Annotated in this window: 24 protein-coding genes; 13 read left to right on the forward strand and 11 right to left on the reverse strand. The window is 40.0% G+C overall.

Annotated elements, in window-relative coordinates; translation table 11 throughout:
• Window positions 1–9 precede the first annotated feature (9 nt).
• The 4 genes from prfB to xerD form a co-directional block, all read right to left on the reverse strand.
• Window positions 10–1,108 (reverse strand): peptide chain release factor 2 gene (prfB, locus tag HC728_RS06970; protein ID WP_011261232.1). Its coding sequence is split into 2 segments (ribosomal slippage): window positions 10–1,032 and window positions 1,034–1,108, totalling 1,098 coding nucleotides; the frame shifts between segments, so codons are not numbered across the junction.
• Window positions 1,109–1,377: 269 nt separating this feature from the next.
• Complete coding sequence (gene recJ, locus HC728_RS06975; RefSeq protein ID WP_012533033.1) at window positions 1,378–3,117, reverse strand: single-stranded-DNA-specific exonuclease RecJ; 1,740 nt, start codon at window positions 3,115–3,117, stop codon at window positions 1,378–1,380.
• Window positions 3,118–3,187: 70 nt separating this feature from the next.
• Window positions 3,188–3,964: a bifunctional protein-disulfide isomerase/oxidoreductase DsbC gene (dsbC, locus tag HC728_RS06980; protein ID WP_017018291.1), complete on the reverse strand. Its 777-nt coding sequence runs from the start codon at window positions 3,962–3,964 to the stop codon at window positions 3,188–3,190.
• A 74-nt stretch (window positions 3,965–4,038) separates the two neighbouring features.
• Window positions 4,039–4,935: a site-specific tyrosine recombinase XerD gene (xerD, locus tag HC728_RS06985; RefSeq protein WP_011261229.1), complete on the reverse strand. Its 897-nt coding sequence runs from the start codon at window positions 4,933–4,935 to the stop codon at window positions 4,039–4,041.
• 145 nt (window positions 4,936–5,080) lie between these two features.
• Between xerD and fldB the strand changes: the two genes are divergently transcribed.
• Entirely contained in the window at window positions 5,081–5,599 is a 519-nt protein-coding gene (gene fldB / locus HC728_RS06990) for a flavodoxin FldB (protein ID WP_065597932.1), read from the forward strand.
• A 153-nt stretch (window positions 5,600–5,752) separates the two neighbouring features.
• On the opposite strand, the gene brnQ is transcribed toward fldB, so the two are convergent.
• Window positions 5,753–7,066 carry a branched-chain amino acid transport system II carrier protein gene (brnQ, locus tag HC728_RS06995; RefSeq protein ID WP_190395235.1) on the reverse strand — a complete coding sequence of 438 codons (1,314 nt, stop codon included), beginning with the start codon at window positions 7,064–7,066 and terminating at the stop codon, window positions 5,753–5,755.
• 289 nt (window positions 7,067–7,355) lie between these two features.
• Here brnQ and HC728_RS07000 point away from each other — a divergent pair, with 289 nt between their 5' ends.
• Both HC728_RS07000 and srmB read left to right on the forward strand, forming a co-directional pair.
• A complete protein-coding gene (locus tag HC728_RS07000) occupies window positions 7,356–8,060 on the forward strand; it encodes a tRNA1(Val) (adenine(37)-N6)-methyltransferase (RefSeq protein WP_012533086.1) in 705 nt (234 codons plus the stop codon).
• 88 nt (window positions 8,061–8,148) lie between these two features.
• The gene (gene srmB, locus HC728_RS07005; RefSeq protein ID WP_005417590.1) at window positions 8,149–9,390 is read left to right on the forward strand and encodes an ATP-dependent RNA helicase SrmB; all 1,242 of its coding nucleotides are present in this window, start codon (window positions 8,149–8,151) and stop codon (window positions 9,388–9,390) included.
• Between the two features lie 243 nt (window positions 9,391–9,633).
• Here the strand turns inward: srmB and fbaA are convergent, their stop codons facing one another.
• The 4 genes from fbaA to tkt all read right to left on the reverse strand — a co-directional run bounded on the left by fbaA (window position 9,634) and on the right by tkt (window position 15,355).
• A complete protein-coding gene (fbaA, locus tag HC728_RS07010; RefSeq protein WP_012533692.1) occupies window positions 9,634–10,710 on the reverse strand; it encodes a class II fructose-bisphosphate aldolase in 1,077 nt (358 codons plus the stop codon).
• A 155-nt stretch (window positions 10,711–10,865) separates the two neighbouring features.
• Window positions 10,866–12,029 carry a phosphoglycerate kinase gene (locus tag HC728_RS07015; RefSeq protein WP_005417586.1) on the reverse strand — a complete coding sequence of 388 codons (1,164 nt, stop codon included), beginning with the start codon at window positions 12,027–12,029 and terminating at the stop codon, window positions 10,866–10,868.
• A gap of 166 nt (window positions 12,030–12,195) precedes the next feature.
• Window positions 12,196–13,215 carry an erythrose-4-phosphate dehydrogenase gene (gene epd / locus HC728_RS07020; protein ID WP_012532906.1) on the reverse strand — a complete coding sequence of 340 codons (1,020 nt, stop codon included), beginning with the start codon at window positions 13,213–13,215 and terminating at the stop codon, window positions 12,196–12,198.
• A gap of 145 nt (window positions 13,216–13,360) precedes the next feature.
• On the reverse strand, window positions 13,361–15,355 hold the full coding sequence (gene tkt / locus HC728_RS07025) for a transketolase (RefSeq protein WP_065603290.1): 1,995 nt from the start codon (window positions 15,353–15,355) through the stop codon (window positions 13,361–13,363).
• A gap of 364 nt (window positions 15,356–15,719) precedes the next feature.
• Between tkt and metK the strand changes: the two genes are divergently transcribed.
• From metK to ruvX, 7 genes are all read left to right on the forward strand, one after another.
• Window positions 15,720–16,874, forward strand: a complete 1,155-nt coding sequence (gene metK / locus HC728_RS07030) for a methionine adenosyltransferase (RefSeq protein ID WP_005417583.1) — start codon at window positions 15,720–15,722, stop codon at window positions 16,872–16,874.
• Between the two features lie 164 nt (window positions 16,875–17,038).
• On the forward strand, window positions 17,039–17,539 hold the full coding sequence (locus HC728_RS07035; RefSeq protein WP_011261221.1) for a SprT family zinc-dependent metalloprotease: 501 nt from the start codon (window positions 17,039–17,041) through the stop codon (window positions 17,537–17,539).
• 91 nt (window positions 17,540–17,630) lie between these two features.
• On the forward strand, window positions 17,631–18,335 hold the full coding sequence (locus HC728_RS07040; protein WP_011261220.1) for an endonuclease: 705 nt from the start codon (window positions 17,631–17,633) through the stop codon (window positions 18,333–18,335).
• 73 nt (window positions 18,336–18,408) lie between these two features.
• Entirely contained in the window at window positions 18,409–19,140 is a 732-nt protein-coding gene (gene rsmE, locus HC728_RS07045; RefSeq protein WP_065597616.1) for a 16S rRNA (uracil(1498)-N(3))-methyltransferase, read from the forward strand.
• A gap of 13 nt (window positions 19,141–19,153) precedes the next feature.
• Window positions 19,154–20,101: a glutathione synthase gene (gene gshB, locus HC728_RS07050; protein ID WP_190395236.1), complete on the forward strand. Its 948-nt coding sequence runs from the start codon at window positions 19,154–19,156 to the stop codon at window positions 20,099–20,101.
• A gap of 112 nt (window positions 20,102–20,213) precedes the next feature.
• Entirely contained in the window at window positions 20,214–20,777 is a 564-nt protein-coding gene (locus tag HC728_RS07055) for a YqgE/AlgH family protein (RefSeq protein WP_190395237.1), read from the forward strand.
• Window positions 20,774–21,199, forward strand: coding sequence for a Holliday junction resolvase RuvX (gene ruvX, locus HC728_RS07060; protein WP_011261217.1), 426 nt, complete (start codon window positions 20,774–20,776; stop codon window positions 21,197–21,199). The genes HC728_RS07055 and ruvX overlap by 4 nt, the downstream gene beginning before the upstream one ends.
• 134 nt (window positions 21,200–21,333) lie before the next feature.
• On the opposite strand, the gene HC728_RS07065 is transcribed toward ruvX, so the two are convergent.
• Window positions 21,334–22,440 (reverse strand): PilT/PilU family type 4a pilus ATPase, encoded by a 1,107-nt coding sequence (locus HC728_RS07065; RefSeq protein WP_017019407.1) that lies wholly within the window; start codon window positions 22,438–22,440, stop codon window positions 21,334–21,336.
• 2 nt (window positions 22,441–22,442) lie between these two features.
• The gene (locus tag HC728_RS07070) at window positions 22,443–23,480 is read right to left on the reverse strand and encodes a type IV pilus twitching motility protein PilT (protein WP_005417568.1); all 1,038 of its coding nucleotides are present in this window, start codon (window positions 23,478–23,480) and stop codon (window positions 22,443–22,445) included.
• Between the two features lie 23 nt (window positions 23,481–23,503).
• Here HC728_RS07070 and HC728_RS07075 point away from each other — a divergent pair, with 23 nt between their 5' ends.
• The 3 genes from HC728_RS07075 to HC728_RS07085 all read left to right on the forward strand — a co-directional run bounded on the left by HC728_RS07075 (window position 23,504) and on the right by HC728_RS07085 (window position 25,718).
• Window positions 23,504–24,214 carry a YggS family pyridoxal phosphate-dependent enzyme gene (locus HC728_RS07075; RefSeq protein ID WP_012533022.1) on the forward strand — a complete coding sequence of 237 codons (711 nt, stop codon included), beginning with the start codon at window positions 23,504–23,506 and terminating at the stop codon, window positions 24,212–24,214.
• An 82-nt stretch (window positions 24,215–24,296) separates the two neighbouring features.
• Window positions 24,297–25,115 carry a pyrroline-5-carboxylate reductase gene (gene proC / locus HC728_RS07080; RefSeq protein ID WP_017019408.1) on the forward strand — a complete coding sequence of 273 codons (819 nt, stop codon included), beginning with the start codon at window positions 24,297–24,299 and terminating at the stop codon, window positions 25,113–25,115.
• Between the two features lie 48 nt (window positions 25,116–25,163).
• Window positions 25,164–25,718 carry a YggT family protein gene (locus HC728_RS07085; protein ID WP_012533297.1) on the forward strand — a complete coding sequence of 185 codons (555 nt, stop codon included), beginning with the start codon at window positions 25,164–25,166 and terminating at the stop codon, window positions 25,716–25,718.
• The last annotated feature ends 5 nt before the right edge of the window (window positions 25,719–25,723 follow it).

The raw sequence follows: 25,723 nt of genomic DNA on the forward strand, positions 1-25,723 counted from the left end.
AACCCTTTCTTATAATCCAGATTTTAAGCTGGCTTCGATAAATTTATCTAAATCACCGTCTAGAACGGCTTGCGTATTACGGTTTTCAATGCCGGTACGCAAATCTTTAATGCGTGAATCATCTAATACGTATGAGCGAATTTGACTACCCCATCCGATATCAGATTTAGCGTCTTCATTGGCCTGTTTTTCAGCATTTTGCTTTTGCAACTCATATTCAAACAATTTCGCACGTAACTGCTTCATTGCTTGATCTTTGTTTTTATGCTGAGAACGGTCATTCTGACACTGAACAACGATATTTGTTGGTACGTGAGTAATACGTACAGCAGATTCGGTGGTGTTTACGTGTTGACCACCCGCACCAGAAGCACGGTAAACATCAATACGTAAATCAGAAGGGTTGATATCAATCTGAATGTTGTCATCAATCTCTGGATAAATAAATGCAGATGCAAATGAAGTATGGCGACGACCACTAGAATCAAATGGCGATTTACGAACTAAACGGTGAACACCAGTTTCTGTACGTAACCAACCATAAGCATATTCACCAGCGATACGAACTGTTGCGCCTTTAAGACCTGCAACTTCACCTTCTGATACCTCGATAACTTCTACTTTAAAGCCTTTCGCTTCTGCCCAACGTAAATACATACGCAGCATCATAGAAGTCCAATCTTGAGCTTCTGTACCACCAGAACCCGATTGTAGATCGATATAACAGTCAGAAGCGTCGTGATCACCAGAGAACATACGGCGAAATTCAAGTTTAGCTAACTTAGCTTCTAGCTCAGCCAGTTCAGGTTCAATTTCGTCAAATGTTTCTTGATCTTCTTCTTCAACCGCAAGTTCTAGTAAGCCGTCTACGTCCTCAACACCTTGATCTAAAAGATCAATAGTTTCAACAACAGCTTCTAGTGATGCACGTTCTTTACCTAGTGCTTGCGCACGCTCAGGTTCATTCCATACATCCGGTTGTTCTAGCTCTGCATTTACTTCTTCTAGACGCTCTTTTTTAGCGTCATAGTCAAAGGTACCCCCTCAGGATATTTGTGCGTTCAGACACATCCTGGAGACGGTTTTTAATAGGATTAATTTCGAACATGGTGTTTTATCATCGCCGAATAAAAAATAACCGAGAGATTTTAACCAAAAGTGTGATAGAAATCGAGGTATTTCACCCTCTGAAAGCAAGAACAATAAAGATTGAGAAAATGGTGTAAAAAACGTCACACCAAAACGTTTTTTATTTAACTTTCACAAGGAAAATAAGGCCTATCTGTTTTCAACTAAACCATAAAAATAACAACTCATTAAGTCTTTTTTAATGAGTTGTTCAGTGAAAATTAACGTGTTTTACGGATTATTCATGAATTAAAGTGGTTCAATATTCTCAACCATAAGTTGTAAGGTTTGATTTCCACGAAATTCATTAATATCGAGTCGATAAGCTAACTTTACTTTTTGAACTGAGGCATCTGGCCAGCGGCGAACATCAATATTAAATGCGATGGCATCAACCATTTTATTGGTTGGAAAATCACGATGAATCGGCTCTAACATTAATTTAAGATGTTTCTCACCAACTAAGCGTTGGTTTAATACTTTAAATTCACCATCAAAAATAGGCTCTGGAAAAGCTTGTCCCCATGGTCCACCCGCTCGGATAATTTCAGCAGTACCTAACGTAAATTCTTCCGGTGTAAGTGCACCATCAGATAAAACGATTCCCTTAAGAGCCTCTTCTTCTACCGACTCACGAACAACATCATCAAAAGCTTGACTGAATTTTTTATAATCCGTCTCTTTAATGGTTAATCCAGCAGCCATAGCATGCCCACCAAATTTCAAAATAAGGCCTGGATTTCTAGTATCAATCAAATCCAATGCGTCACGCATATGAAAACCTGCAATAGAACGGCATGATCCCTTAATAAAACCATCACCACCGTCAGCAAAAGCAATGACAGGACGGTGATATTTTTCTTTTATTCGTGAAGCCAAAATACCAATAACCCCTTGGTGCCAATCACGCTGAAACAGCACTAATCCAAAAGGCAATTCACTTTGAGCACCAAACTCTAATCGCTCACAAATAGCCATGGCTTCTTCTTTCATGCCTTGCTCAATTTCTTTTCGAGTTTGATTTAATGAATCTAATTCTGCCGCCATACGACGAGCTGCATGAATATTATTTGACATTAAAAGTTCAACGCCAAATGACATATCATCCAAACGGCCCGCTGCATTTATTCTTGGACCTAAAGCAAAACCAAAATCAGAAGCAACAATACGTGATGGAACTCGATTAGCCACTTCAATTAATGCTTGGATCCCGGGTCGACACTTACCTGCACGAATACGCTGAATACCTTGATGAACAAGAATTCGATTATTTTCATCCAAGGCAACTAAGTCAGCTACTGTCCCAAGTGCAACTAAATCAAGTAAATCAGCTAAATTCGGGATGGCTATATTTTGTTTTTCAAACCAATTTATTTCACGAAGACGAGCACGAATAGCAAGCATTAAATAAAAGGCAACACCAACTCCTGCCAATGATTTCGATGGGAATGCACATGCTTCTAAATTAGGGTTTACAATCGCATCAGCTAAAGGCAAATGAGCACCTGGTAAGTGATGATCCGTTACAACGACTTGCATTCCATATTCTTTTGCTTTCAACACTCCATCAATAGAAGAAACTCCATTATCAACGGTCATGATGATTTCAGCACCCATCTCTTTTGCTTGGTCCACAACATCAGGACTCAAACCATAACCATCTTCAAAGCGGTTAGGCACTAAGTAATCAACATTTTGACTTCCCATCATACGAAATGCCATAACTGACAAGGCTGAACTGGTTGCTCCATCGGCATCAAAATCACCAACGACGATAATACGAGTTTGGTTTTGAATCGCCTCAACTAAGATATCAACGGCTTTAGAAATGCCATGCATAGATTGAAATGAGAGTAAAAATTTTGCGCCACGCTCAAGCTGTGAGCTTGATGTAATACCTCTTGCTGCATAAATTCGCTGCAAAATTGGAGGTATCGAATCCGGAAGTTGAATGGAGGTTGGAACAATTCGACGTTTCACTTCAATCATGAATTTCACCTAGTTTTTCAATAAAAAAATCCCCGCATACACGGGGATTATAGTGAATAGCTTTACTTAATTATCGTTCTAAATCAGATAGAAGCTCACGAGCTGGTTTATATCCAGGAACAAGATCACCACTTGGAAGAACAATTGCAGGAGTTCCATTTACACCCATTTTTCTACCCAATAAGTATTGTTCTTTAATGATATTTTTACACTCAGCCGTTGCTGGTTTTGAACCATTAATTGGACGATTTGATTTTGCATCTTCCATCGCTTGCTGTTTATCATCAGCACACCAAATTTGAGCCATTTTATCAGCTACTGAACCTTGGTAACCTTGACGAGGATATGCTAAATAACGAACGGTAATACCTGCATCATTATAGTCTTTCATCTCTTTATGCAATTTTGTACAGTAACCACAAGTGATGTCAGTAAAAACAGTAATTACGTGTTTTTCATTTTTAGCAGGGAACACAATCATATTATCGCTTTGGCTATCCACCAATTTAGCAAAACGCGCGGCTAATAAATCTTTCATGTTGCCGTTTTCATCAAACTCAAAAATTCTACCTTGGATGAAATGCTTACCATCAGAAGATACGTAAAAAATACCAAACGGAGTTTCAACTTGTTTAAAGCCGTCAACTTCTGAATCATGAATAGCTTCTACAGGCAAACCTAAAGTCGTTAGTCGCTGAGTAATAGCTTGTTCTGAATCAGGTTGAGCAGTCTCAACTGCAGAAGGTGATGCATCCTGTTTTTGTGCTTGTTCATCTGAACATGCAGTAAAAGAAACTACGCTCATTAAAGCAATAATCATCGCACTAGTTCGGCGAATAAATGACATAAGGGTACCTATAAAAAATGTAATTGTAGAAGATTTGAAGTTTAGAGTTTTTAAACCACCAGAAGTTCCCTTAATTATGAACGAGGGTGATGCTCTTGATGGATTTGCTTCAAACGTTCCGTTGCTACATGAGTATATATTTGTGTTGTAGAAAGATCACTATGTCCTAACAACATTTGTACAACACGGAGATCTGCGCCATAGTTTAAAAGGTGTGTAGCAAAAGCATGTCGCAATACGTGTGGCGATAATTTATCAGAATCAATACCAGCAATAACCGCATAATGCTTAATTCGATGCCAAAATGTCTGACGAGTCATTTGTTTTGCTCGTTTACTAGGAAACACGACATCCGAACTTTTTTCACCAAGCAACATTGGACGACCATGAGTTAAAAACTGCTCAATCCAATCGACGGCATTCTCTCCCATTGGGACTAAACGTTCTTTATCACCTTTACCTGTAACTCGTACAACACCTTGGCGTAGACTTACATTTTCCATGGTTAAGCTAACTAGCTCAGTAACACGTAAACCTGTTGCATAAAGTAGCTCTAACATTGCTCGGTCTCGAAGTTCTAGTGGATCTTCGACATTCGGAGCATTAAGCAACGCATCAACTTGCTCTTCGCTTAAATCTTTTGGTAAGCGTTGAGGTAATTTAGGGCTAGCAAGTAATGCTGTGGGATCATCTCCACGAATTTTTTCACGATGTAGATACTGAAAAAAACGACGTAATGCAGACAGCATTCGAGCACGAGAAGTTTGTTTATATTCTTTATCAACTAAATAAGCTTGAAACTCATTAAGTCCCATCGCTGAAATAGAAGCACATTTATAGTGATTATCTTCTAACCACTGCAACAACTTCACTAAATCGTTTCGATATGAAGCTAACGTATTTTCAGACAGGCCACGCTCCATCCACATGGTATCTAAAAAACGCTCCATTAATGCCATATCATTATTCATCTACTTACCACTTAACGTATATTCCAGAAAATACTGGTTAGAATTACAGTATTAAACAATTTTACCCACTTTAAATGCAAGTTTAATTTTAATAATCATTTACGGTAAACTAACGTTATATTTATTCATCGTTAAGGTAATGAAAATGAAAATCGGTCTTTTTTATGGTTCTTCAACTTGTTATACCGAAATGGCATCTGAAAAAATCAGAGCTTTTATCGGAGAGGATCTTGTTGATGTCTTTAATATTAAAGAGACACCAGTGACCACAATGAATGATTACGATCTTTTATTACTTGGGATTTCTACATGGGATTTTGGTGAGATCCAAGAAGATTGGCAGAATGTTTGGGATGAGTTAGATGGCTTATCTCTAGATGGAAAAACCATTGCGTTATTTGGTCTTGGTGATCAAGAAGGTTATGGTGAATGGTTCTTAGATGCTATGGGTTTACTGCATGACGAATTAAAAGCAACGAATGCTAAATTCATTGGCTATTGGAAAAATGAAGGCTACCAATTCGACGCATCAAAAGCCTTAACTGAAGATGAATCTCAATTTGTTGGTTTAGCACTAGATGAAGACAGTCAGTATGATAAAAGTGATGAGCGTATTGAGCAGTGGTGTGAGCAGATTTTAGTAGAATATCACGAGTCGCTTTAAAGCTAGAAACGATAGGCTTTATAGGCTTTATAGGCTTTACTAACTAGACACTGCGTTACTATAAAAGAAAAGAGCGAGTGAACTTAAACAGTTATACTCGCTCTTATAATCTCTAATTTCTAGTCCCTAGTCCCTAGTCCCTAGTCCCTAGAATTATGCATTTTCAGCCACTAATTCGTCTTCTTTCTTACCGACAAAACGAACAATGATCATCGAAGCAAATGTTGGAATCACCCAAGCCATACCATGGTCAAACATTGGTAGCATTGAGAAAGCAGACATATCCGCACCTGCAACTTTCGCAGCATCTAATATCGCAAAACACGTTGCAACAGAAATAACTACGCGGTAAGCCAATTGTGGATTTGGCATCATTTTACGAATGAAAGCCAACACAACTAATGCAATTGCTACTGGATAAAGTAAGAATAATACAGGAACCGAAAGCGTAATTAGCTGAGTTAACCCAACATTAGCCACTACTGCACATGCCACACCGACGATAATAACCCAAGACTTATACGTCACTTTACAGATTGAGCTAAAGTAATCTGCGCAAGCTGAAATCAGACCAATCGCCGTTGTTAAACAAGCAATCAATACAATAACAGATAATACCGTCTGTCCAGACGTACCAAACAATGCATGAGTATACACAGTTAGGATTGCACCACCATTATCAGCCCCTGCCGCAACTGCACTTGACGTTGCACCTAAGTAGAATAATGAGATATAAACAAAAGCCAAACCTGATGCAGCAATTAAACCAGCAATCGTTAAATATTTAGTTGTCGCTTTATGCTCTGTAATCCCTTTACTCTTTAATGCATCAATGATCAAAATACCAAACATTAAAGCACCAAACGTATCCATTGTATTGTAGCCTTCAAAAAAGCCAGTCGTGATAGGACTATCAACATACTTACCCGTAGCTGCAACAATCTCGCCTTGAGGATTAACAAATACCGCAATAGCTAACACGATTAAACCAATGAACAATGCTGGCGTTAAAAACTTACCAATAGTGTCAATCAATTTTCCTTGAGACCATGCAAAAAACATTGCTATAGAGAAGAATGCAATTGAAAATAGAGTTAGTGAAAATTGACTAGCATCCGCTCCAATAAATGGTTTCGCTGCCATTTCATATGCTACTAGCCCTGTACGAGGAGCAGCAAAAGCAGGACCGATAATAACAAACATGAGAATTGCCATTATCATTGCGACTTTAGGAGGTAGGTCACGCGTAAGGTGCTGCCAAGAACCACCAGAGACACCAATCGCAATGATCGTTAATAATGGTAAACCAACAGCTGTGATAAGAAACCCACTCATAGCACCAAAAACGTGCTCACCAGCCATTTGGCCAGCAATTGGTGGGAAAATAATATTACCTGCGCCTAAGAAAAAGGCAAAAAGCATAAAGCCAACGGCAATGATATCGGCTAGTTTTAATGACTGTTTCACAATAAAACCCTTGTATAATGTTGTGTGTATTTAATTTTATGTTTTATATCTATGTATGATATATCTCCCAGAATAATGAACAAATTATCACAAGTTCGCAATACCTTAGCGTAAAACACCATAATCTAGTTAAATAATGGTTAAAAACCAGATTATTAATCTATTTTGCTAGATCAAAACAGAATGATTGGCGCGTATAAAAACATTTAACAATAGATCCCAAATAGAACAATACACCAATTAACAATTAAATTACAAAATTAACAACCATAACTCAAATAGGCCCCTTATGAGCAAAAGCTTTACGTTCAAACAATTTCATATCGATATTGGCTCATGTGGAATGCCAGTTAGTACTGATGGCGTGTTATTAGGTGCTTGGACAAATATTAGTGAATGTAGCCAAATATTAGATATAGGCGCAGGAACAGGGTTATTAAGCCTAATGAGTGCGCAAAGAAACTCAAATGCACACATTGATGCCATAGAATTAATGCCAATAGCTGCTGAGGTTGCTCGTTTAAATTTTTCTCAAAGCCCATGGAAAGAACGCTTAGTCCTTATTCATCAAGACTTTCTTAGTTATCAAACAGCTTATGAATATGACGCTATTATTTGTAATCCCCCTTATTTCAATAATGGGGAGCAATCATTAAAAGGTGAACGATCTACTGCTCGCCATACAGACAGCCTTCCTTTTGATAAACTATTGCAACACTGTAAAACTCTGATTTCATCAACGGGTCGTGCTAGCTTTATCCTCCCTGTTTTTGAAGGTGAGATTTTTATTAAAATCGCTAAAGGCTGTGATTTTCATTTAACCAAAATAACAAAAGTGAAAACCACTGAAAAAAAATCACCGACTCGCCTTCTTATCGAGCTATCTCTTTTTCCTCATATTTATCAAGAGAGTACACTCACAATTCATGATGGAAATGGATATAGCGACGACTTTATTAAGCTAACTCGAATGTTTTATCTCAATATGGGCTAAAAGATCGGTGATTTATTAGAGATGGATCACTATAATGTCCGGCTGACACTATATTTTTAAAATTTCATACCTGAACGGAGAATCAACAGTGATCAAAACGTTTGCTGACCTCGATCTATCACCTAACCTATTGCGTGCTCTTGAGGAGATAGATTATCAACGTCCAACTCAAGTTCAGGCTATGACTATCCCTGAAGCATTAGAAGGTAAAGATATTCTTGCTTCTGCACCAACAGGGACAGGTAAATCTGCTGCATTCCTATTACCAGCTCTTCAGCACTTGGATGATTTCCCTCGCCGTGAGCCAGGACCTGCACGTATTCTTATCTTGACGCCTACGCGTGAATTAGCGATTCAAGTTGCTGATGAAGCTCGTCAATTAGCAAAATATACTCGTCATAAAGTATTTACGATTACTGGCGGTATTAGCTATCAAGATCACGCAGATATTTTAGCTACGACTCAAGATATCGTTGTAGCTACACCTGGCCGTTTAATGGAATACATCGAAGCTGAACGTTTTGATTGTCGTGCTATTGAAACCCTTATTCTTGACGAAGCTGACCGCATGCTAGACATGGGCTTTGGACCTGTTGTAGATCGTCTATCTAAAGAATGCCGCTGGCGTAAGCAAACCTTCTTGTTCTCTGCAACATTAGAAGGTCGCGGTGTAGAAGGTTTTACGGCTGATCTACTGAATGAACCAGCAGAAATCAATGCTGAGCCATCTCGTCGTGAACGTAAAAAAATCACTCAGTGGTACCACCGTGCGGACAACATGGCACATAAAATTGACTTGTTAAAAAGCATTTTAAAAGAACAAGCTGAGCGCTCAATCGTATTCGTTAAAACTCGTGAACGTTTAGCGGAACTTCGTGGCCATTTGGAAACAGCAAAAATTCCTTGTGCTTGGATTCAAGGTGAAATGGCTCAAGAAAGTCGTAATAACGCTATTGCTCGATTCCGTGACGGTACAGTAAACGTATTAATTGCAACAGACGTTGCTGCTCGTGGTATTGATTTACCTGACGTTTCACACGTAATCAACTTTGATATGCCACGTACTGCTGATGTGTACTTACATCGTATTGGTCGTACCGCTCGTGCAGGCAAAAAAGGCAACGCTGTTTCTCTAATTGAAGCGCATGACCAACCAATGATGGAACGTGTAGGTCGCTACATTAAAGAAGATGAAATCATTAAAGAACGTTTTATTGAAGGTCTAAAACCTAAGCATAAAAAACCTGTTTTCAAAAACAAACAGAAAAAAAATGCGAAGAAAAAAGCTGCTCTAGCGAAGAAAAAAGCACCGAAGAAAAAGAAGAAGTAATTTCTATACGTTTAGCTAGCTAGAATGCTTCGCTCTAGAAACGATAAAAGCAGTCTGTATTACAGGCTGCTTTTTTATTAGAAGTCACTTAGGTACTAGGGACAAAAACGCTTCGCTTCGAGTATAAGCCAGAGCTAAAAACTCGTCCCTAAATCCTCGTCGCTAGTCCCTTATTACGGCATAAAAAAACCCGCCAATCAGCGGGTTTTTTATTAACTCAATTCGAGCTGTCTATAATAAAAATTATAGTACGTCGATTGCGTTAAGGTCAGCAAATGCTTTCTCAAGACGAGTAACCATAGAAGCTTGACCAGCACGTAGCCATACGCGTGGATCGTAGTACTTCTTGTTTGGCGCAGATTCGCCAGTTGGGTTACCGATTTGACCTTGTAGGAAATCGCGGTTTTCAGCTTCGTAAGTACGGATACCGTCCCAAGTAGCCCATTGTGTATCAGTATCGATGTTCATTTTGATAACACCGTAACCGATAGACTCTTGGATTTCAGCTTCAGAAGAACCAGAACCACCGTGGAATACGAAGTTTAGAGCGTTAGGTGCGATACCGAACTTCTCTGCACAGTATGCTTGAGAGTCACGTAGGATAGTTGGAGTAAGTACAACGTTACCAGCTTGGTAAACACCGTGTACGTTACCGAAAGATGCAGCGATAGTGAAACGTGGGCTGATAGCGCTTAGTTTCTCATATGCGTATGCAACATCTTCAGGAGAAGTGTAAAGCTCAGAAGCGTCCATATCAGAGTTATCAACGCCGTCTTCTTCACCACCAGTACAACCTAGTTCGATTTCTAGAGTCATACCCATCTTAGCCATACGCTCAAGGTATTTGCCAGAGATTTCGATGTTTTCTTCTAGAGACTCTTCAGAAAGGTCGATCATGTGAGAAGAGAATAGAGGCTTACCAGTTTCAGCGAAGAATGCTTCACCAGCGTCTAGTAGACCGTCGATCCATGGAAGAAGCTTCTTAGCAGCGTGGTCAGTGTGAAGAATAACTGGAACACCGTAAGCTTCAGCTACAGCGTGAACGTATTTAGCACCAGCTACAGCACCAAGGATTTGAGCACCTTGACCTTCAAGTTTAACGCCTTTACCAGCGAAGAAACCAGCACCGCCGTTAGAGAATTGAACAACAACTGGAGCTTTAACTTTAGAAGCAGCTTCTAGAACACCGTTGATTGAATCAGTGTTAACTACGTTTACTGCAGGAAGAGCAAATTTGTTTTCTTTTGCTACTTCAAATACTTTCTGTACGTCGTCGCCAGAAATAACACCAGGTTTTACAAAATCGAAGATCTTAGACATGGAAATAGTCCTATTTATTCTATCGTTTTAAAAATTAAAAAACTTACGTTTAAACTTTTGCAAACGTTTGCTCACAACTATCGGTATTGTATCAATAAACCTTGCCATCAACAAACGTAAAAAGCGGGAATGATTAGATTCCCGCTCTTAAATAATTATGCTTTAGCACGCTCTTCAAGCATTGCTACTGCTGGAAGTACTTTACCTTCAACGAATTCAAGGAATGCACCACCACCTGTAGAGATGTAAGATACGTCAGCTTTAATACCGAACTTGTCGATAGCTGCTAGTGTATCACCACCACCCGCTACAGAGAAACCTGCAGATTCAGCGATTGCTTTAGAGATACCAGCTGTACCCGCTTCAAAGTTTTTGAATTCGAATACGCCAACTGGGCCATTCCAAAGAATTGTTTTCGCATTGCCGATGATTTCAGCAAGTGCCGCTGTTGAATCTGGACCAAGGTCGAAAATCATGTCGTCATCTTGAACTTCAGAAACGTGTTTGATTTCAGCTTCAGCGTTTTCGTCAAATGCTTTAGCACATGCAACGTCAGTAGCAACTGGAATTGCACACTCTTTCATTAGTTTTTGAGCAGTTTCAACTAGATCAGCTTCGTATAATGATTTACCTACGTTGTGACCTTCAGCTGCGATGAATGTATTCGCGATACCACCACCAACAACAAGTTGGTCAGCAATTTTAGATAGAGACTCAAGAACCGTAAGCTTAGTAGAAACTTTAGAACCACCAACGATAGCAACTAGTGGGCGCTCTGGGTTATCCATCGCTTTACCAAGTGCTTCAAGCTCTGCAGCTAGTAGTGGACCAGCACATGCTACAGGAGCATTCATGCCAACACCGTGAGTAGATGCTTGTGCACGGTGAGCAGTACCAAATGCATCCATTACGAAGATGTCACATAGTGCAGCGTATTTCTTAGAAAGCTCTTCTTCGTTCTTCTTCTCGCCTTTGTTGAAGCGAACGTTTTCAAGAACAACTAATTCACCAGCGTTCAGTTCAAGACCGTCTAGGTAATCTTTTGCTAGCTTAACGTCACAATCTAGTGCGTCATTCAAGTAGTTAACTACAGGAGCTAGAGAGAACTCTTCGTTGTACTCGCCTTCCGTTGGACGACCTAGGTGAGAAGTAACCATTACTTTAGCGCCAGCTTCCAAGCAAAGCTTGATAGTTGGTAGAGATGCAAGGATACGTGCATCAGAAGTTACTTTACCATCTTTAACTGGTACGTTTAGGTCAGCACGGATAAATACGCGTTTACCTGCAAGTTCCAGGTCAGTCATCTTGATTACAGACATGTTTTGTCCTCTCAATTAAATAATAAAAAGTTTTCAAGCTCGGCGTCATTGCCAAACCGATTAAATTCTTACTGCATTATTCAGTAAATAGGGATGCAGTTCACTTTTTTCAAGATAGAAAATCATCTTTTTTATCTTTTCATCACAAATTTACTGATTACTGAGTTTATTTACTCATTGCTAATGCGGTATCTAGCATCCGATTAGCAAACCCCCACTCGTTATCGCACCAAACTAGCATTTTAACTAAATGCCCATTACTCACCCTTGTTTGTGATCCATCGACAATGGCGCTGTGGGGATCATGATTAAAGTCGATAGAAACAAGCGGCGCTTCAGTATAGTCAACAATGTTATGTAATGTACACCGAGATGCGTTAACAATGGTTTGATTTATGTCATTAACTTTCACATTTGTATTAATTGTTACACTTAAATCCATCGCAGTTACGTTTACCGTTGGTACTCGCACAGAAATCGCTTCAAACTTGTTAGAAAATTTCGGAAATATTCTTTCAATACCTTTATGCAACTTAGTATCAACAGGAATAATAGATTGGCTAGCGGCTCTAGTACGACGTAAATCGGAATGATAAGCATCAATAACTTGTTGGTCATTCATTGAAGAATGGATAGTAGTAATCGTGCCAGAATCGATACCAAACGCATCATCAATCGCTTTAATAACAGGAATAATGCAATTGGTAGTACATGATCCATTAGAAACAATTCGATGTTCTGGTAATAACGTATCGTGATTCACACCATAAATAATAGTGTTATCTAAATCAGAGCCACCAGGGTGAGAAAACAGAACCTTTTTAGCTCCAGCATTAATGTGTTTTTCACCATCCGCTTTAGAGCCATAAACCCCAGTACAATCCAAGATTAAATCAACCTCTAACGATTGCCATGGTAAAAGAGAAAGATCCGCTTGGTGTAATATTCGAACTTTATCTTGAGAGCCGTTAGGTAAATCAATATAAAGGTATTCTTGATCGTGGGTGACTTTATGCTGAAAGCGTCCATGAGTTGAATCATATTGAAATAAATGTGCCATCGCTTCAGGCTGTGATAACTCGTTAACCGCCACCACTTCTATTTTATCGCGCTTATCACTCTCGTATAACGCTCGAAGTACACTACGACCAATCCGGCCAAATCCATTTATTGCCACTCTCAACATAATACATAACTCTCTTTTTCCATTTGAGGTTATTGTACTCTTTTCGCTTTTTTCTTAAAGGATCAAAAAAGCGAAGTTACCTTTCAATAACTTCGCTCTTCATCTTATTTTTACTTATCGCTAAATTAAGCCAATGCTTTTTTAATTAAGCTAAAAGTTCTTTCGCCGTGTTTACTACGTTTTCAGTAGTGAAACCAAACATTTTGAATAGCTCATCAGCAGGTGCTGACTCACCAAATGTTGTCATACCGATGATCTTGCCACCGAAACCAACGTACTTGTACCAGAAATCAGCAATGCCAGCTTCAATTGCGATACGTTTAGTTACCGCTGATGGAAGTACTGCTTCACGGTATGCTTCGTCTTGCTTATCAAAGGCATCTGTTGATGGCATTGAAACAACACGTACCGCTTTACCTTCTGCTGTCAGTTGTGCTGCTGCTTCAACTGCAAGCTCAACTTCAGAACCTGTTGCAATAAGAATCAACTCAGGTTGGCCTTCACAATCCTTAAGGATGTAAGCACCTTTAGCGATATCTGCAACTTGCTCTTGTGTACGCTCTTGTTGTGCAAGGTTTTGACGAGAGAAGATTAAAGAAGAAGGACCATCTTTACGCTCGATAGCCAGTTTCCATGCTACAGCAGATTCAACTTGGTCACATGGACGCCATGTGCTCATGTTTGGTGTTAAACGTAGAGAAGCAATTTGCTCAACTGGTTGGTGAGTTGGACCATCTTCACCAAGACCGATAGAGTCGTGCGTGTAAACTTGGATGTTTTGCACTTTCATTAGTGCAGCCATGCGCATTGCATTACGAGCGTATTCCATGAACATTAGGAACGTTGCGCCGTATGGTACGAAACCACCGTGCAAAGCAATACCATTCATGATTGCTGTCATACCGAATTCACGCACACCGTAGTGGATGTAGTTACCTGCGAAGTCATTTGCTTCTAAAGATTTAGAACCTGACCACATCGTTAAGTTAGATGGTGCAAGGTCAGCAGAGCCGCCCATGAACTCAGGTAGCATAGCACCAAACGCTTCTAGTGCATTTTGAGATGCTTTACGTGATGCGATGTTTGCAGGGTTAGCTTGAAGATCAGCAATAATTGCATTTGCTTTTTCTTCCCATTCTGCAGGTAAGTCACCATTTACACGACGTTTATATTCTGCCGCTAATTCAGGGTATGCCGCAGCATATGCATCGAATTTTGCATTCCAAGCAGCTTCTTTTTCAGAACCCGCTTCTTTTGCATCCCATTCGCCATACACATCTGCAGGAATTTCAAATGCACCGTGTTCCCAACCCAATTGAGCTTTAGTTGCTGCAATTTCTTCAGCACCTAATGGAGCGCCGTGACAGTCGTGTGTACCTTGTTTATTTGGAGAACCAAAACCAATTACTGTTTTAGTACAAATTAACGAAGGACGAGGGTCAGCTTTAGCCGCTTCAATTGCTGCATTGATAGCATCTGAATCGTGGCCATCAACCGCAGGAATTACATGCCAACCGTATGCTTCAAAGCGTTTAGGTGTATCGTCAGAGAACCAACCCTCAACTTCACCATCGATAGAGATACCGTTGTCATCCCAAAATGCGATTAATTTGCCTAGACCTAATGTACCAGCAAGTGAACACGCTTCGTGAGAGATACCTTCCATTAGACAACCGTCACCCATGAACACGTATGTGTTGTGATCAACGATATCGTGGCCTTCACGGTTAAATTGTGCAGCTAATGCTTTTTCAGCCATCGCCATACCAACACCGTTAGTGATGCCTTGACCTAATGGACCCGTAGTTGTTTCTACGCCTGGTGCATAACCATACTCAGGGTGACCTGGAGTTTTAGAATGCAGTTGACGGAAATTCTTTAAGTCTTCGATAGACAGGTCATAACCTGAAAGATGAAGCAGAGAATAAATCAGCATAGAGCCATGACCATTTGAAAGAATAAAACGGTCGCGGTCAGCCCACTCTGGATTTTGTGGGTTGTGATTTAGGTGGCTACGCCATAATACTTCAGCGATATCTGCCATACCCATAGGTGCGCCTGGGTGACCAGAATTTGCTTGTTGAACACCATCCATGCTTAAAGCGCGGATTGCATTTGCTAGATGTTTACGTGAAGACATGCCTGCTCCTGAAAATTCGAAGGACTATATTGTTGAGCAAGTTAATCACTATTGATTAACCTAAATTTGCAGGTGCGTATTGTCGCAAAGCCTCATCGGCACTGCAAACGATTACTTAGTAAATAAGACGCTTTTTTTCACGATTTTGACAGAAAACCTGATTTATACCGATAAATCTCACAACAAAACGCAAACGATTGGTTATGTCTTATATTTATTTTCTTAAACTAAATGAGTTGTAATTAATCAATTTTACTTTATTATGGCCGTCTAGATGGAAAAACACCTACACTGTTAAACGTATAGACTTATATAGATTGTGGGTATTTTTAGAACTTATTATTTATAGAAGTGGAGCTCCCTTATGGCTAAGCACCTATTTACCTCTGAGTCAGTATCAGAAGGTCATCCAGATAAAATTGCAGATCAGATTTCAGATGCAGTACTTGATGCGATCTTAGAACAAGATCCAAAAGCGCGTGTTGCGTGTGAAACATACGTAAAGACTGGCATGGTGATGGTTGGTGGTGAAGTAACCACTTCTGCATGGGTTGATATCGAAGAAATCACTCGTGAAACCGTTCGTGAAATCGGCTACGTTCATTCAGACATGGGCTTTGATGCAAACTCTTGTGCCGTACTAAACACAATTGGTAAGCAATCTCCAGACATCAACCAAGGTGTTGATAAAGCTGACCCTAAAGAACAAGGTGCTGGTGACCAAGGTATCATGTTTGGTTACGCAACTAACGAAACGCCAATTTTAATGCCAGCTCCAATTACCTACTCTCACCTACTTGTTCAAAAACAAGCAGAAGTACGTAAAAGTGGCAAGCTAGACTTCCTACGCCCAGATGCAAAATCTCAAGTAACTTTCCAATACGACCAAGGTAAAATTGTTGGTATTGATGCAGTTGTTCTTTCAACACAACACTGTGATTCTGTAACAACACCAGATCTTCGTGAAGCAGTAATGGAAGAAATCATCAAGCCAGTACTGCCTGCAGAATGGTTAAATAAAGACACTAACTTCTTTATTAACCCAACTGGTCGTTTTGTTATCGGTGGCCCAATGGGTGACTGTGGTCTTACTGGTCGTAAAATTATCGTTGATACATACGGCGGTGCAGCTCGTCACGGTGGCGGTGCATTCTCTGGTAAAGATCCATCAAAAGTTGACCGTTCAGCAGCATACGCAGCACGTTACGTAGCGAAAAACATCGTAGCAGCTGGCATGGCTGACCGTTGTGAAATCCAACTTTCATACGCAATCGGTGTTGCTGATCCAACATCTATCATGGTTGAAACGTTCGGTACTGAGAAGGTATCTCACGACATCATCATTGAAGCCGTTCGTCAAAACTTCGACCTACGCCCATACGGCCTACAAGAAATGCTTAACCTTCTTCAACCTATCTACAAGAAGACAGCAGCTTACGGTCACTTCGGTCGTGAAGAGTTCCCATGGGAAGCAACAGATAAAGCAGCAATCCTTCGTGATTTTGCTGGTATTAAATAAGTACTATTTACTTATTTCTGAATTTAAAAAGGAAGCTTCGGCTTCCTTTTTTATGTTTACAGCATGAATAATATCTTCCTATCTATTGATTAATCCTCTTTGAAATGGTCTATTTAATCGTTCTTCCTTTCCGGAAGTTTGAAAACCGATAATAAAGAGACGTAATGACCCCACTTCAACAAGCATCAATAGCAAAAGCACAACAATGTATTCAACAAGCTTCTACCTTTTTTAATCGTCCTTTTTCTCTGCCAGAAATCAAATTTACTCAGCGTGGAAAAATTGCAGGAACAGCACGTCTTCAAGGCTGGGAAATACGCATTAACCCTATTTTATTAGAAGAAAATCAACACACGTTTATTAATGAAGTGATCCCTCATGAAATCGCTCACCTAATCACATTCAAATTGTATGGTCGTGTGCGCCCTCACGGAAAAGAATGGCAAGGAGTCATGAATCAAGTATTCAACCTCCCCGCTCGTACAACACACAGTTTCAGTGTCGATTCAGTTAAAGGAAAAACCTTTCCTTATCGTTGCAAATGCTCGACACACGAATTAACGGTACGTCGCCATAATCGAGTGCAAAAAAAACAGACTCAATATGTATGTAAAAACTGTCAATCGCCATTAAAACTCTCTAGAGCTAAAATCAACTGTAGTTAAATTAACGACTTCTAATAATTAATTTATCTATAAAGCGGTTTAACAATAAGCTACTCTTACTGGATTAATACAATCATCAGTAGTAGTTATTATGAAATTAATCCGCTTACTTATTAGCATTATCGCTATTGGCTCTGCATTTAATGTATTAGCCGCTCCCCCTTCTTCATTTTCAAAAGCCAAAAAAGAAGCAGTCAAAATCTATTTAGATCACCCAACCTCATTTTATTGTGGCTGTGACATTACTTGGAAAGATAAAAAGAAAGGCATTCCTGATTTACAAAGTTGTGGCTATAACGTGCGTAAACAAGAAAAACGAGCAAGCCGAATCGAGTGGGAACACGTGGTTCCAGCATGGCAATTTGGTCACCAACGCCAATGTTGGCAAGATGGTGGTCGTAAAAACTGCACCCGAAAAGATAAGCAATTTAAGTTAATGGAAGCCGATTTACATAACCTGGTTCCAGCAATTGGCGAAGTAAATGGTGACCGATCTAATTTCCGTTTCTCACAATGGAATGGCAATAAAGGCGCATATTACGGCCAGTGTGCCTTCAAAGTGGATTTCAAAGGACGTGTCGCTGAGCCACCAGCACAATCAAGAGGTGCTATTGCTCGTACTTATTTATACATGAACCAAGAGTATCGTTTCAATTTATCAAAATCACAACGTCAACTAATGAACGCATGGGATAAGCAATACCCTGTATCTGAGTGGGAGTGTGAACGCGATAAGCGCATTGCTAAAATTCAAGGCAACCATAATCAGTTTGTCTACAAAGCATGTCGCAAATAGACATAATTAGAGGTTGAAAAAGCACACTTTAACCTCCATCCTTAAATACAAGATAGTTAAAGAAAAGTAGACCATGAGAATACCAAGAATCCACCACCCAGAGCTTCTTCCTTCACAAGGAAAAGTGAATTTAAGTGATGATGCAGCAAATCACGTTGGTCGTGTAATGCGAATGAAAGAAGGTGAATCTGTGCTTCTGTTTGATGGAAGCGGAGCTGAATTTCCAGCTGTAATCACTTCAGCATCAAAAAAGAGTGTTGAAGTGGAAATCACTGAGCGTATTGAGCGTAGCAGCGAATCACCACTTAACTTACATTTAGGTCAGGTTGTTTCTCGTGGCGATAAAATGGAATTTACCATTCAAAAATCGGTCGAATTGGGTGTGAATGTGATTACACCACTGATCTCTGAGCGCTGTGGCGTTAAATTGAATAAAGAGCGATTTGAAAAGAAATTAGATCAATGGCAAAAAATTGCAATTGCTGCATGTGAACAATGTGGACGTAATACAGTTCCTGAAATTCGCCCTATTATGTCATTAGAAGAATGGTGTGCAGAAGAGTACGATGGGTTAAAGCTCAACCTTCATCCACGAGCAAAATACTCAATCAATACACTTCCTGAACCGGTAACAAATGTACGCTTGTTAATTGGTCCTGAAGGCGGTTTATCGTCTGAAGAAATTAACATGACAGAACAATATCAATTTGAAGAAACGCTGCTTGGTCCTCGTGTTCTACGAACAGAAACCGCAGCGCTTACCGCAATTACAGCCCTACAAGTTCGTTTTGGCGATCTTGGCTAACTGGAGAAACACAATGATCAAACTCGGTATCGTAATGGATCCAATTTCATCCATTAACATTAAAAAAGACTCTAGCTTTGCCATGATGCTTGAAGCTCAAAAACGTGGTTGGGAAATTCATTACATGGAAATGAGTGACCTGCATTTAGATCAAGGCAAAGCGGTTGCTGATACCAAAGTCGTTGAACTAAAAGAAGACCCAGTAAGTTGGTATGAGTTCAAATCAGAACAAACTATCGACCTTGCTGATCTTGATGCGGTACTAATGCGTAAAGATCCCCCATTCGATACTGAATATATCTACGCAACTTACATTTTAGAGCGCGCTGAAATTCAAGGTGCACTGATTGTAAACAAACCACAAAGCCTTCGTGATTGTAACGAAAAGCTATTTACTGCTTGGTTCCCAGAGCTAACGCCAACAACATTAGTGACTCGTAAGGCTGAAAAAATTAAAGCTTTCCGTGAAGAGCATGGAGATGTGATTCTTAAACCACTAGATGGTATGGGTGGCGCTTCTATTTTCCGAGTAAAAGCCGGCGATCCAAACGTATCAGTAATCATCGAAACATTAACCAATCACGGACAAAACTACTGCATGGCACAAACCTTTGTTCCTGATATTAGTAACGGTGATAAGCGTATTCTTGTGGTTGATGGTGAGCCAATGCCTTACTGTTTAGCTCGAATTCCAGCAAAAGGGGAAACTCGCGGCAACTTAGCAGCAGGTGGTACCGGTGAAGCACGTCCATTAAGTGAGACAGATTGGGCAATTGCTAATGCAGTAGCTCCAACATTGAAAGAAAAGGGTCTAATCTTTGTAGGACTCGACGTGATTGGCGACAAACTAACTGAGATTAATGTAACAAGCCCAACCTGTATTAAAGAAATTGAAGCGGCTTTTGATATTTCGATTACAGGCAAATTAATGGATGCAATTGAGCGCCGAATTAACGCTTAATCACATTCTAACTGTATTGAGGGGGCAACTCCTCAATATTAATACCAATTGGTTTATGCGTTATCTTTAGCGGTATTTACATTGGTATTAATCTCGCTTTCCGGGAGGCTCTGTGAATTTAAAAAATCATTTTTTAGTTGCTATGCCTAGTATGAAAGATCCGTTCTTTCAACGAAGCGTTATTTATATTTGTGAACATGATTCAGATGGAACCATGGGCTTACGCATCAATGAGCCTGTACCGATTTCATTAAAAGGAATGCTAGATCAAATAGAACTAGATAATCCATCACCTATCATTTTCCCTCAAACATTAAGCCAACCAGTATTAAATGGTGGGCCGGTGTCGGATGATCGTGGTTTTGTTCTTCATTCAAATAAAGATAACTATTTATCAAGCATTCAAGTGACTGATGAGTTATCAGTAACAACCTCAAAAGATATTCTTGCTACATTAGGTACAGAATACCAACCATATAAATATCTTGTTGCACTAGGATACTCTGGATGGGAAGGTGGACAGCTTGAAAAAGAATTATCAGAGAATACATGGCTGACTTTAGAAGCAGATCCAAGCGTTATTTTCGATACTCCTATTCCTGATCGTTGGCGTAAAGCATTACAACTACTGGGAATTAACCCTGCAAATTTATCAAGTGAGATTGGACACGCATGAGTTCACGCACCATTATGGCCTTTGATTTCGGAACCAAGAGTATTGGTTCTGCGATTGGACAAGAAATCACAGGAACAGCAAGTCCACTAAAAGCATTTAAAGCTCAAGATGGCACCCCTAATTGGGATGATATTGAAAAACAAATTAAAGAGTGGAACCCTGATTTAATCGTTGTTGGTTTGCCAACCGATCTTCACGGTAAAGAACTCGACACTATTACGCCACGAGCAAAGAAATTTGCTAATCGCCTACATGGTCGTTTTGGTAAACAAGTTGAATTGCATGACGAACGTTTATCAACGGCTGAGGCTCGTGCTGATTTATTCGAATTTGGTGGGTATAAAGCCCTGTCAAAAGGCAATATTGACTGTCAGTCTGCTGTAGTTATTTTAGAAAGTTGGTTTGAGAATCAGTGGGGCTAAGAACTAGAAACTAGGGACTAGAACGCTTCGCTCCTATAAGATCAAAAGCAGATATTAAGAGCAGTAATCATTTACGTATTACTGCTCTTATAGTTTCTAGAGCGTAGCGTTCTAGTTAGCAAAGCGTATCGCTTTTAGTCTAACGATATCGACACATTATCCAATGTAGATGAAGAGAACGCATCCCCTCTTTTTGTTTTCAACATCAGGCGTAAATCATTAGCCGAATCCGCACTGTGCAGCGCTTCCATTTCTGATATTTTCTTATCCATTACCAGTTCAAATAAGCTCTGATCAAACGTCTGCATACCCGACTCACGTGATTTTGCCATGGTCGATTTAAGTTCATGCAAATCACCACGACGGATCAAGTCTGCAACGCGTGGCGTGTTTAGTAATACTTCATAAACGCCATGACGACCATTACCATTCATATCCGGAACTAACTGCTGTGCAATGACCCCTTTTAAGTTCATGGATAAATCAAACAAAAACTGCTCTTTACTCTCTTTAGGAACAAGGTGCAAAATTCGCTCTAATGCTTGGTTAGCGTTATTTGCATGTAATGTTGCCATGCATAAATGCCCCGTTTCAGCAAAGCTCATGGCGTATTCCATTGTCTCTCGATTACGGATCTCACCAATTAAAATCATATCTGGCGCTTGGCGTAACGAGTTTTTTAATGCCACTTCATAACTTTCAGTATCAAGGCCAACTTCACGCTGAGTCACGATGCATTTATTATGAGGATGCACAAACTCAATTGGGTCTTCTACCGTTAAGATATGACCACTTCGGTTGTCATTTCGATAACCCGTCATCGCCGCCATTGACGTTGATTTACCTGAACCCGTAGCCCCCACCACTAATACTAATCCACGCTTAGTAACGGCTAATTCTTTCATTACTTCTGGAAGATTTAGTGACTCCATGGACGGAATTTTGGTTTCAATACGACGTATCACTGCACCAGGTTGCTCTCGCTGCCAAAAAGCACTCACACGAAAGCGACCAAATTCTTTCACAATGGCAAAGTTCGCTTCTAAGCTTTCATTAAACTCTTCTTGGCGCTCTTCATCCATCATCTCAGCAAGCAAAGCAGTGACTGATTCAATACTCTGTTTGTGGCCTAAAGCTTGAAGTTCACCATTCACCCTCAGTAAACAAGGAGCATCAACCGTTAAGTAAATATCCGATGCTTTTAAAGCGATCATTTGTTTCAGTATTTGATCTAATGTCATGACTAAAACCCTATGCTGCTCATTTCAACTTTCTTAACGACTTCATCAGGATCAACCAAACCTTGAGCAATAATTTTCTTCGCATTCTGCTCCATGGTATTCATACCAAAAGAAGACCCCGTTTGAATAATTGAATACATTTGAGCAACTTTGTCTTCACGGATTAAGTTACGAATAGCTGGTGTCGCTATCATGATTTCATGGCACGCAATACGACCACCACCAATACGTTTAAGCAGTGTTTGTGCTACTACCGCTCTTAATGATTCAGATAACATCGAGCGAACCATAGATTTATCACTGCCTGGGAAAACATCAATAATACGGTCAATGGTTTTTGCCGCTGAGCTAGTGTGCAAGGTTCCAAATACCAAGTGTCCAGTTTCAGCGGCTGTCAGAGCAAGGCTGATCGTTTCTTGATCACGTAATTCACCGACTAAAATAACATCTGGATCTTCACGCAAAGCTGAACGAAGTGCTGCTTTAAAACTATGTGTATCACGATTAACTTCACGTTGGTTAATCAAACACTTCTTATTCTTATGAACAAATTCAATCGGGTCTTCAATCGTAAGTACGTGCTTGTTGTAGTTCTCGTTAATGTAATCAACCATAGCTGCTAAAGTTGTCGACTTACCTGAACCTGTAGGTCCAGTAATTAACACCAATCCTTTTTGATATTTTGCAATATCGGTGAACACTTGAGGTGCCGCTAATTGCTCTAATGAAGGAATATCAACAGGGATAGTTCGAAACACGGCAGCACAACCACGAGATTGGTTAAATGCATTGACACGAAAGCGACCAATATTAGGTAACTCAAATGAAAAATCGACTTCTAATTTATCTTCAAATTCACTACGCTGAGCATCATTCATAATGTCAGTCACTAAACGATGAACATCGGCATGTGTAAAATCAGGTAATGTCAGTTTACGCACTTCACCATCCACACGTACCATAGGAGGAACTCCTGCAGATAGGTGTAGATCTGATGCGTTTTGTTTTACACTAAAGTCCAGTAGTTCTGTGATGTCCATAATTTTCCTCGGTAATCGTTTCTATGACTAGTATTAAGCAAAATATCAATCAAATCACTCATCAAATAGAGAATAGCATTCAAAAATGTGGTCGAAACCCCGATTCAGTGCAATTGCTGGCGGTAAGTAAAACAAAACCTATCGAGTTACTCGAACAAGCGATAGAAGCTGGCCAATGTATTTTTGGTGAAAACTACGTTCAAGAAGGTATAGAGAAGGTTCAATACTTTCAAAAACAACACCCTACCACCTCTCTTGAGTGGCATTTCATTGGTCCAATTCAATCCAATAAAACACGCCCTATTGCAGAACATTTTGATTGGGTTCACTCAGTAGAACGCCTTAAAATCGCCCAACGTTTAAATGAACAACGTCCTTCCGAACTAGGCGAACTTAATGTACTTATTCAGGTCAATACTAGTTCTGAAGAGAGTAAATCAGGCACGACTGCTGAAGAAGTGATGGAGCTTGCCGCGGCCATTAATAAAATGCCAAATCTAACCTTGCGTGGATTAATGTCTATTCCTGCGAATGTTTCTAATTATGCAGAGCAATTGGCGGCATTTAAACAACTTACTTCCATTCAAAATCAATTACGAGCACAATACCCTCAAGTAGATACTCTATCGATGGGAATGAGTGGCGACATGGACGCTGCAATCGAAGCGGGTTCAACAATGGTACGTATTGGTACTGCCATTTTTGGTGCTAGAGATTATAAAAACAAAGAATAATATCTGCTATCAATTTCAAACAAACGAATTGATATCATATGCTCACAACAACTAAGGTCTATTGACCCTAAAAGGAATAGAAATGGAACATCGCAATATTGCTTTTATTGGTGCAGGTAACATGACTCGCTCAATTATTGCAGGTCTAATTAGCAGTGGTTATCCAAAAGATAAAATCACGGCTACTAACCCTAGTACTGAAAAACTAGACCATTTATCTCAATGTTACGGTATCCACACCAGCACAGATAACTTACAAGCTGCACAGCAAGCTGATGTGATTGTTCTGGCTGTAAAACCACAAATGATGGCAATGGCTGCCGAGCCTCTACAGCAAACTGATTTTTCAAATAAATTAGTGATTTCCATTGCTGCTGGTATTTCAGCAAAACGCCTCAATGAGATGTTTGCTAGTGAACTAAACTTAGTAAGGGTTATGCCAAATACCCCTGCTTTAGTGGGTAAAGGCATGAGTGGCTTATTTGCGGTCGAACACCTTACAGAGCAAGATAAGAACTTCGCAAGCGATTTACTATCTGCTGTTGGTGAAGTGTGTTGGGTTGAGCAAGAATCAGGAATAAACTCTGTAATTGCAGCAGCAGGAAGCGCTCCTGCGTATTTCTTTTTATTTATGGAAGCCATGCAAGCCGAGGCCATTAAGCAGGGCTTTGATGAAGCAACTGCTCGTCAACTTGTACAACAAGCGGCTCTTGGTGCTGCTGAAATGGTTGTCGCGAATCCAGAAACACAATTATCAACACTGCGTGAGCAAGTCACTTCAAAAGGCGGAACGACTGCTGAGGCACTGCGCACGTTTAATGAACATCAACTGCAAGAAATCGTAGCAAAAGCAATGCAAGCTGCCGTTTCTCGCGCAGAAGAAATGGAATCTTTATTTTAAGATCCTTAAAGCTAACTCAATTCTGATATTTCTAAGGTTAAACATACTATGAATGCAATGAGCTTTTTAATCTCAACCGTTTTTGATCTATACATCATGGTCGTGATTTTACGTATCTGGTTACAAATGGCGCGAGCAGATTTCTATAACCCATTCTCACAATTTATTGTTAAAGCAACTCAACCAGTAGTCTCTCCTCTACGTCGAGTGATCCCATCAATCGGTAGCTTAGACCTCGCAACGGTACTATTTGCTTATGTATTGTGCGTAGTTAAATTTGTCGCACTGCAACTTGTTGTTTCTGGTGGCGTCGCATTTGGCCCTGAGTTTCTATTTATCGGTTTAATCGCACTTGCTAAAGCGGCAGGTGGTTTGCTTTTCTGGATCTTATTAGTTCGTGCAATTTTAAGCTGGGTTAGCCAAGGCCGTAGCCCAATTGAATACGTAATGCACCAATTAACAGAACCTATGCTTGCTCCAATCCGTAAGATCTTGCCTCAAATGGGCGGACTGGATTTAAGTGTATTAGTGTTATTTATCGTTCTTCAATTTGCTAACTTCTTAATGGGCGATTTAATTGGCCCAATCTGGTACAGCTTGTAATCTCG

Origin of the sequence: Aliivibrio sp. S10_S31 (genome assembly GCF_014694495.1) — a bacterium.
Taxonomy (GTDB): domain Bacteria; phylum Pseudomonadota; class Gammaproteobacteria; order Enterobacterales; family Vibrionaceae; genus Aliivibrio; species Aliivibrio fischeri.

Excerpts from the sequence above, each read along its gene's own strand:
- recJ (WP_012533033.1), bottom strand. The coding sequence starts at position 3,117 with ATGATTGAAGTGAAACGTCGAATTGTTCCAACCTCCATTCAACTTCCG.
- dsbC (WP_017018291.1), bottom strand. The coding sequence starts at position 3,964 with ATGTCATTTATTCGCCGAACTAGTGCGATGATTATTGCTTTAATGAGC.
- xerD (WP_011261229.1), bottom strand. The coding sequence starts at position 4,935 with ATGAATAATGATATGGCATTAATGGAGCGTTTTTTAGATACCATGTGG.
- fldB (WP_065597932.1), top strand. The coding sequence starts at position 5,081 with ATGAAAATCGGTCTTTTTTATGGTTCTTCAACTTGTTATACCGAAATG.
- HC728_RS07000 (WP_012533086.1), top strand. The coding sequence starts at position 7,356 with ATGAGCAAAAGCTTTACGTTCAAACAATTTCATATCGATATTGGCTCA.
- fbaA (WP_012533692.1), bottom strand. The coding sequence starts at position 10,710 with ATGTCTAAGATCTTCGATTTTGTAAAACCTGGTGTTATTTCTGGCGAC.
- HC728_RS07015 (WP_005417586.1), bottom strand. The coding sequence starts at position 12,029 with ATGTCTGTAATCAAGATGACTGACCTGGAACTTGCAGGTAAACGCGTA.
- epd (WP_012532906.1), bottom strand. The coding sequence starts at position 13,215 with ATGTTGAGAGTGGCAATAAATGGATTTGGCCGGATTGGTCGTAGTGTA.
- tkt (WP_065603290.1), bottom strand. The coding sequence starts at position 15,355 with ATGTCTTCACGTAAACATCTAGCAAATGCAATCCGCGCTTTAAGCATG.
- metK (WP_005417583.1), top strand. The coding sequence starts at position 15,720 with ATGGCTAAGCACCTATTTACCTCTGAGTCAGTATCAGAAGGTCATCCA.
- HC728_RS07035 (WP_011261221.1), top strand. The coding sequence starts at position 17,039 with ATGACCCCACTTCAACAAGCATCAATAGCAAAAGCACAACAATGTATT.
- HC728_RS07040 (WP_011261220.1), top strand. The coding sequence starts at position 17,631 with ATGAAATTAATCCGCTTACTTATTAGCATTATCGCTATTGGCTCTGCA.
- rsmE (WP_065597616.1), top strand. The coding sequence starts at position 18,409 with ATGAGAATACCAAGAATCCACCACCCAGAGCTTCTTCCTTCACAAGGA.
- gshB (WP_190395236.1), top strand. The coding sequence starts at position 19,154 with ATGATCAAACTCGGTATCGTAATGGATCCAATTTCATCCATTAACATT.
- ruvX (WP_011261217.1), top strand. The coding sequence starts at position 20,774 with ATGAGTTCACGCACCATTATGGCCTTTGATTTCGGAACCAAGAGTATT.
- HC728_RS07065 (WP_017019407.1), bottom strand. The coding sequence starts at position 22,440 with ATGACATTAGATCAAATACTGAAACAAATGATCGCTTTAAAAGCATCG.
- HC728_RS07070 (WP_005417568.1), bottom strand. The coding sequence starts at position 23,480 with ATGGACATCACAGAACTACTGGACTTTAGTGTAAAACAAAACGCATCA.
- HC728_RS07075 (WP_012533022.1), top strand. The coding sequence starts at position 23,504 with ATGACTAGTATTAAGCAAAATATCAATCAAATCACTCATCAAATAGAG.
- proC (WP_017019408.1), top strand. The coding sequence starts at position 24,297 with ATGGAACATCGCAATATTGCTTTTATTGGTGCAGGTAACATGACTCGC.
- HC728_RS07085 (WP_012533297.1), top strand. The coding sequence starts at position 25,164 with ATGAATGCAATGAGCTTTTTAATCTCAACCGTTTTTGATCTATACATC.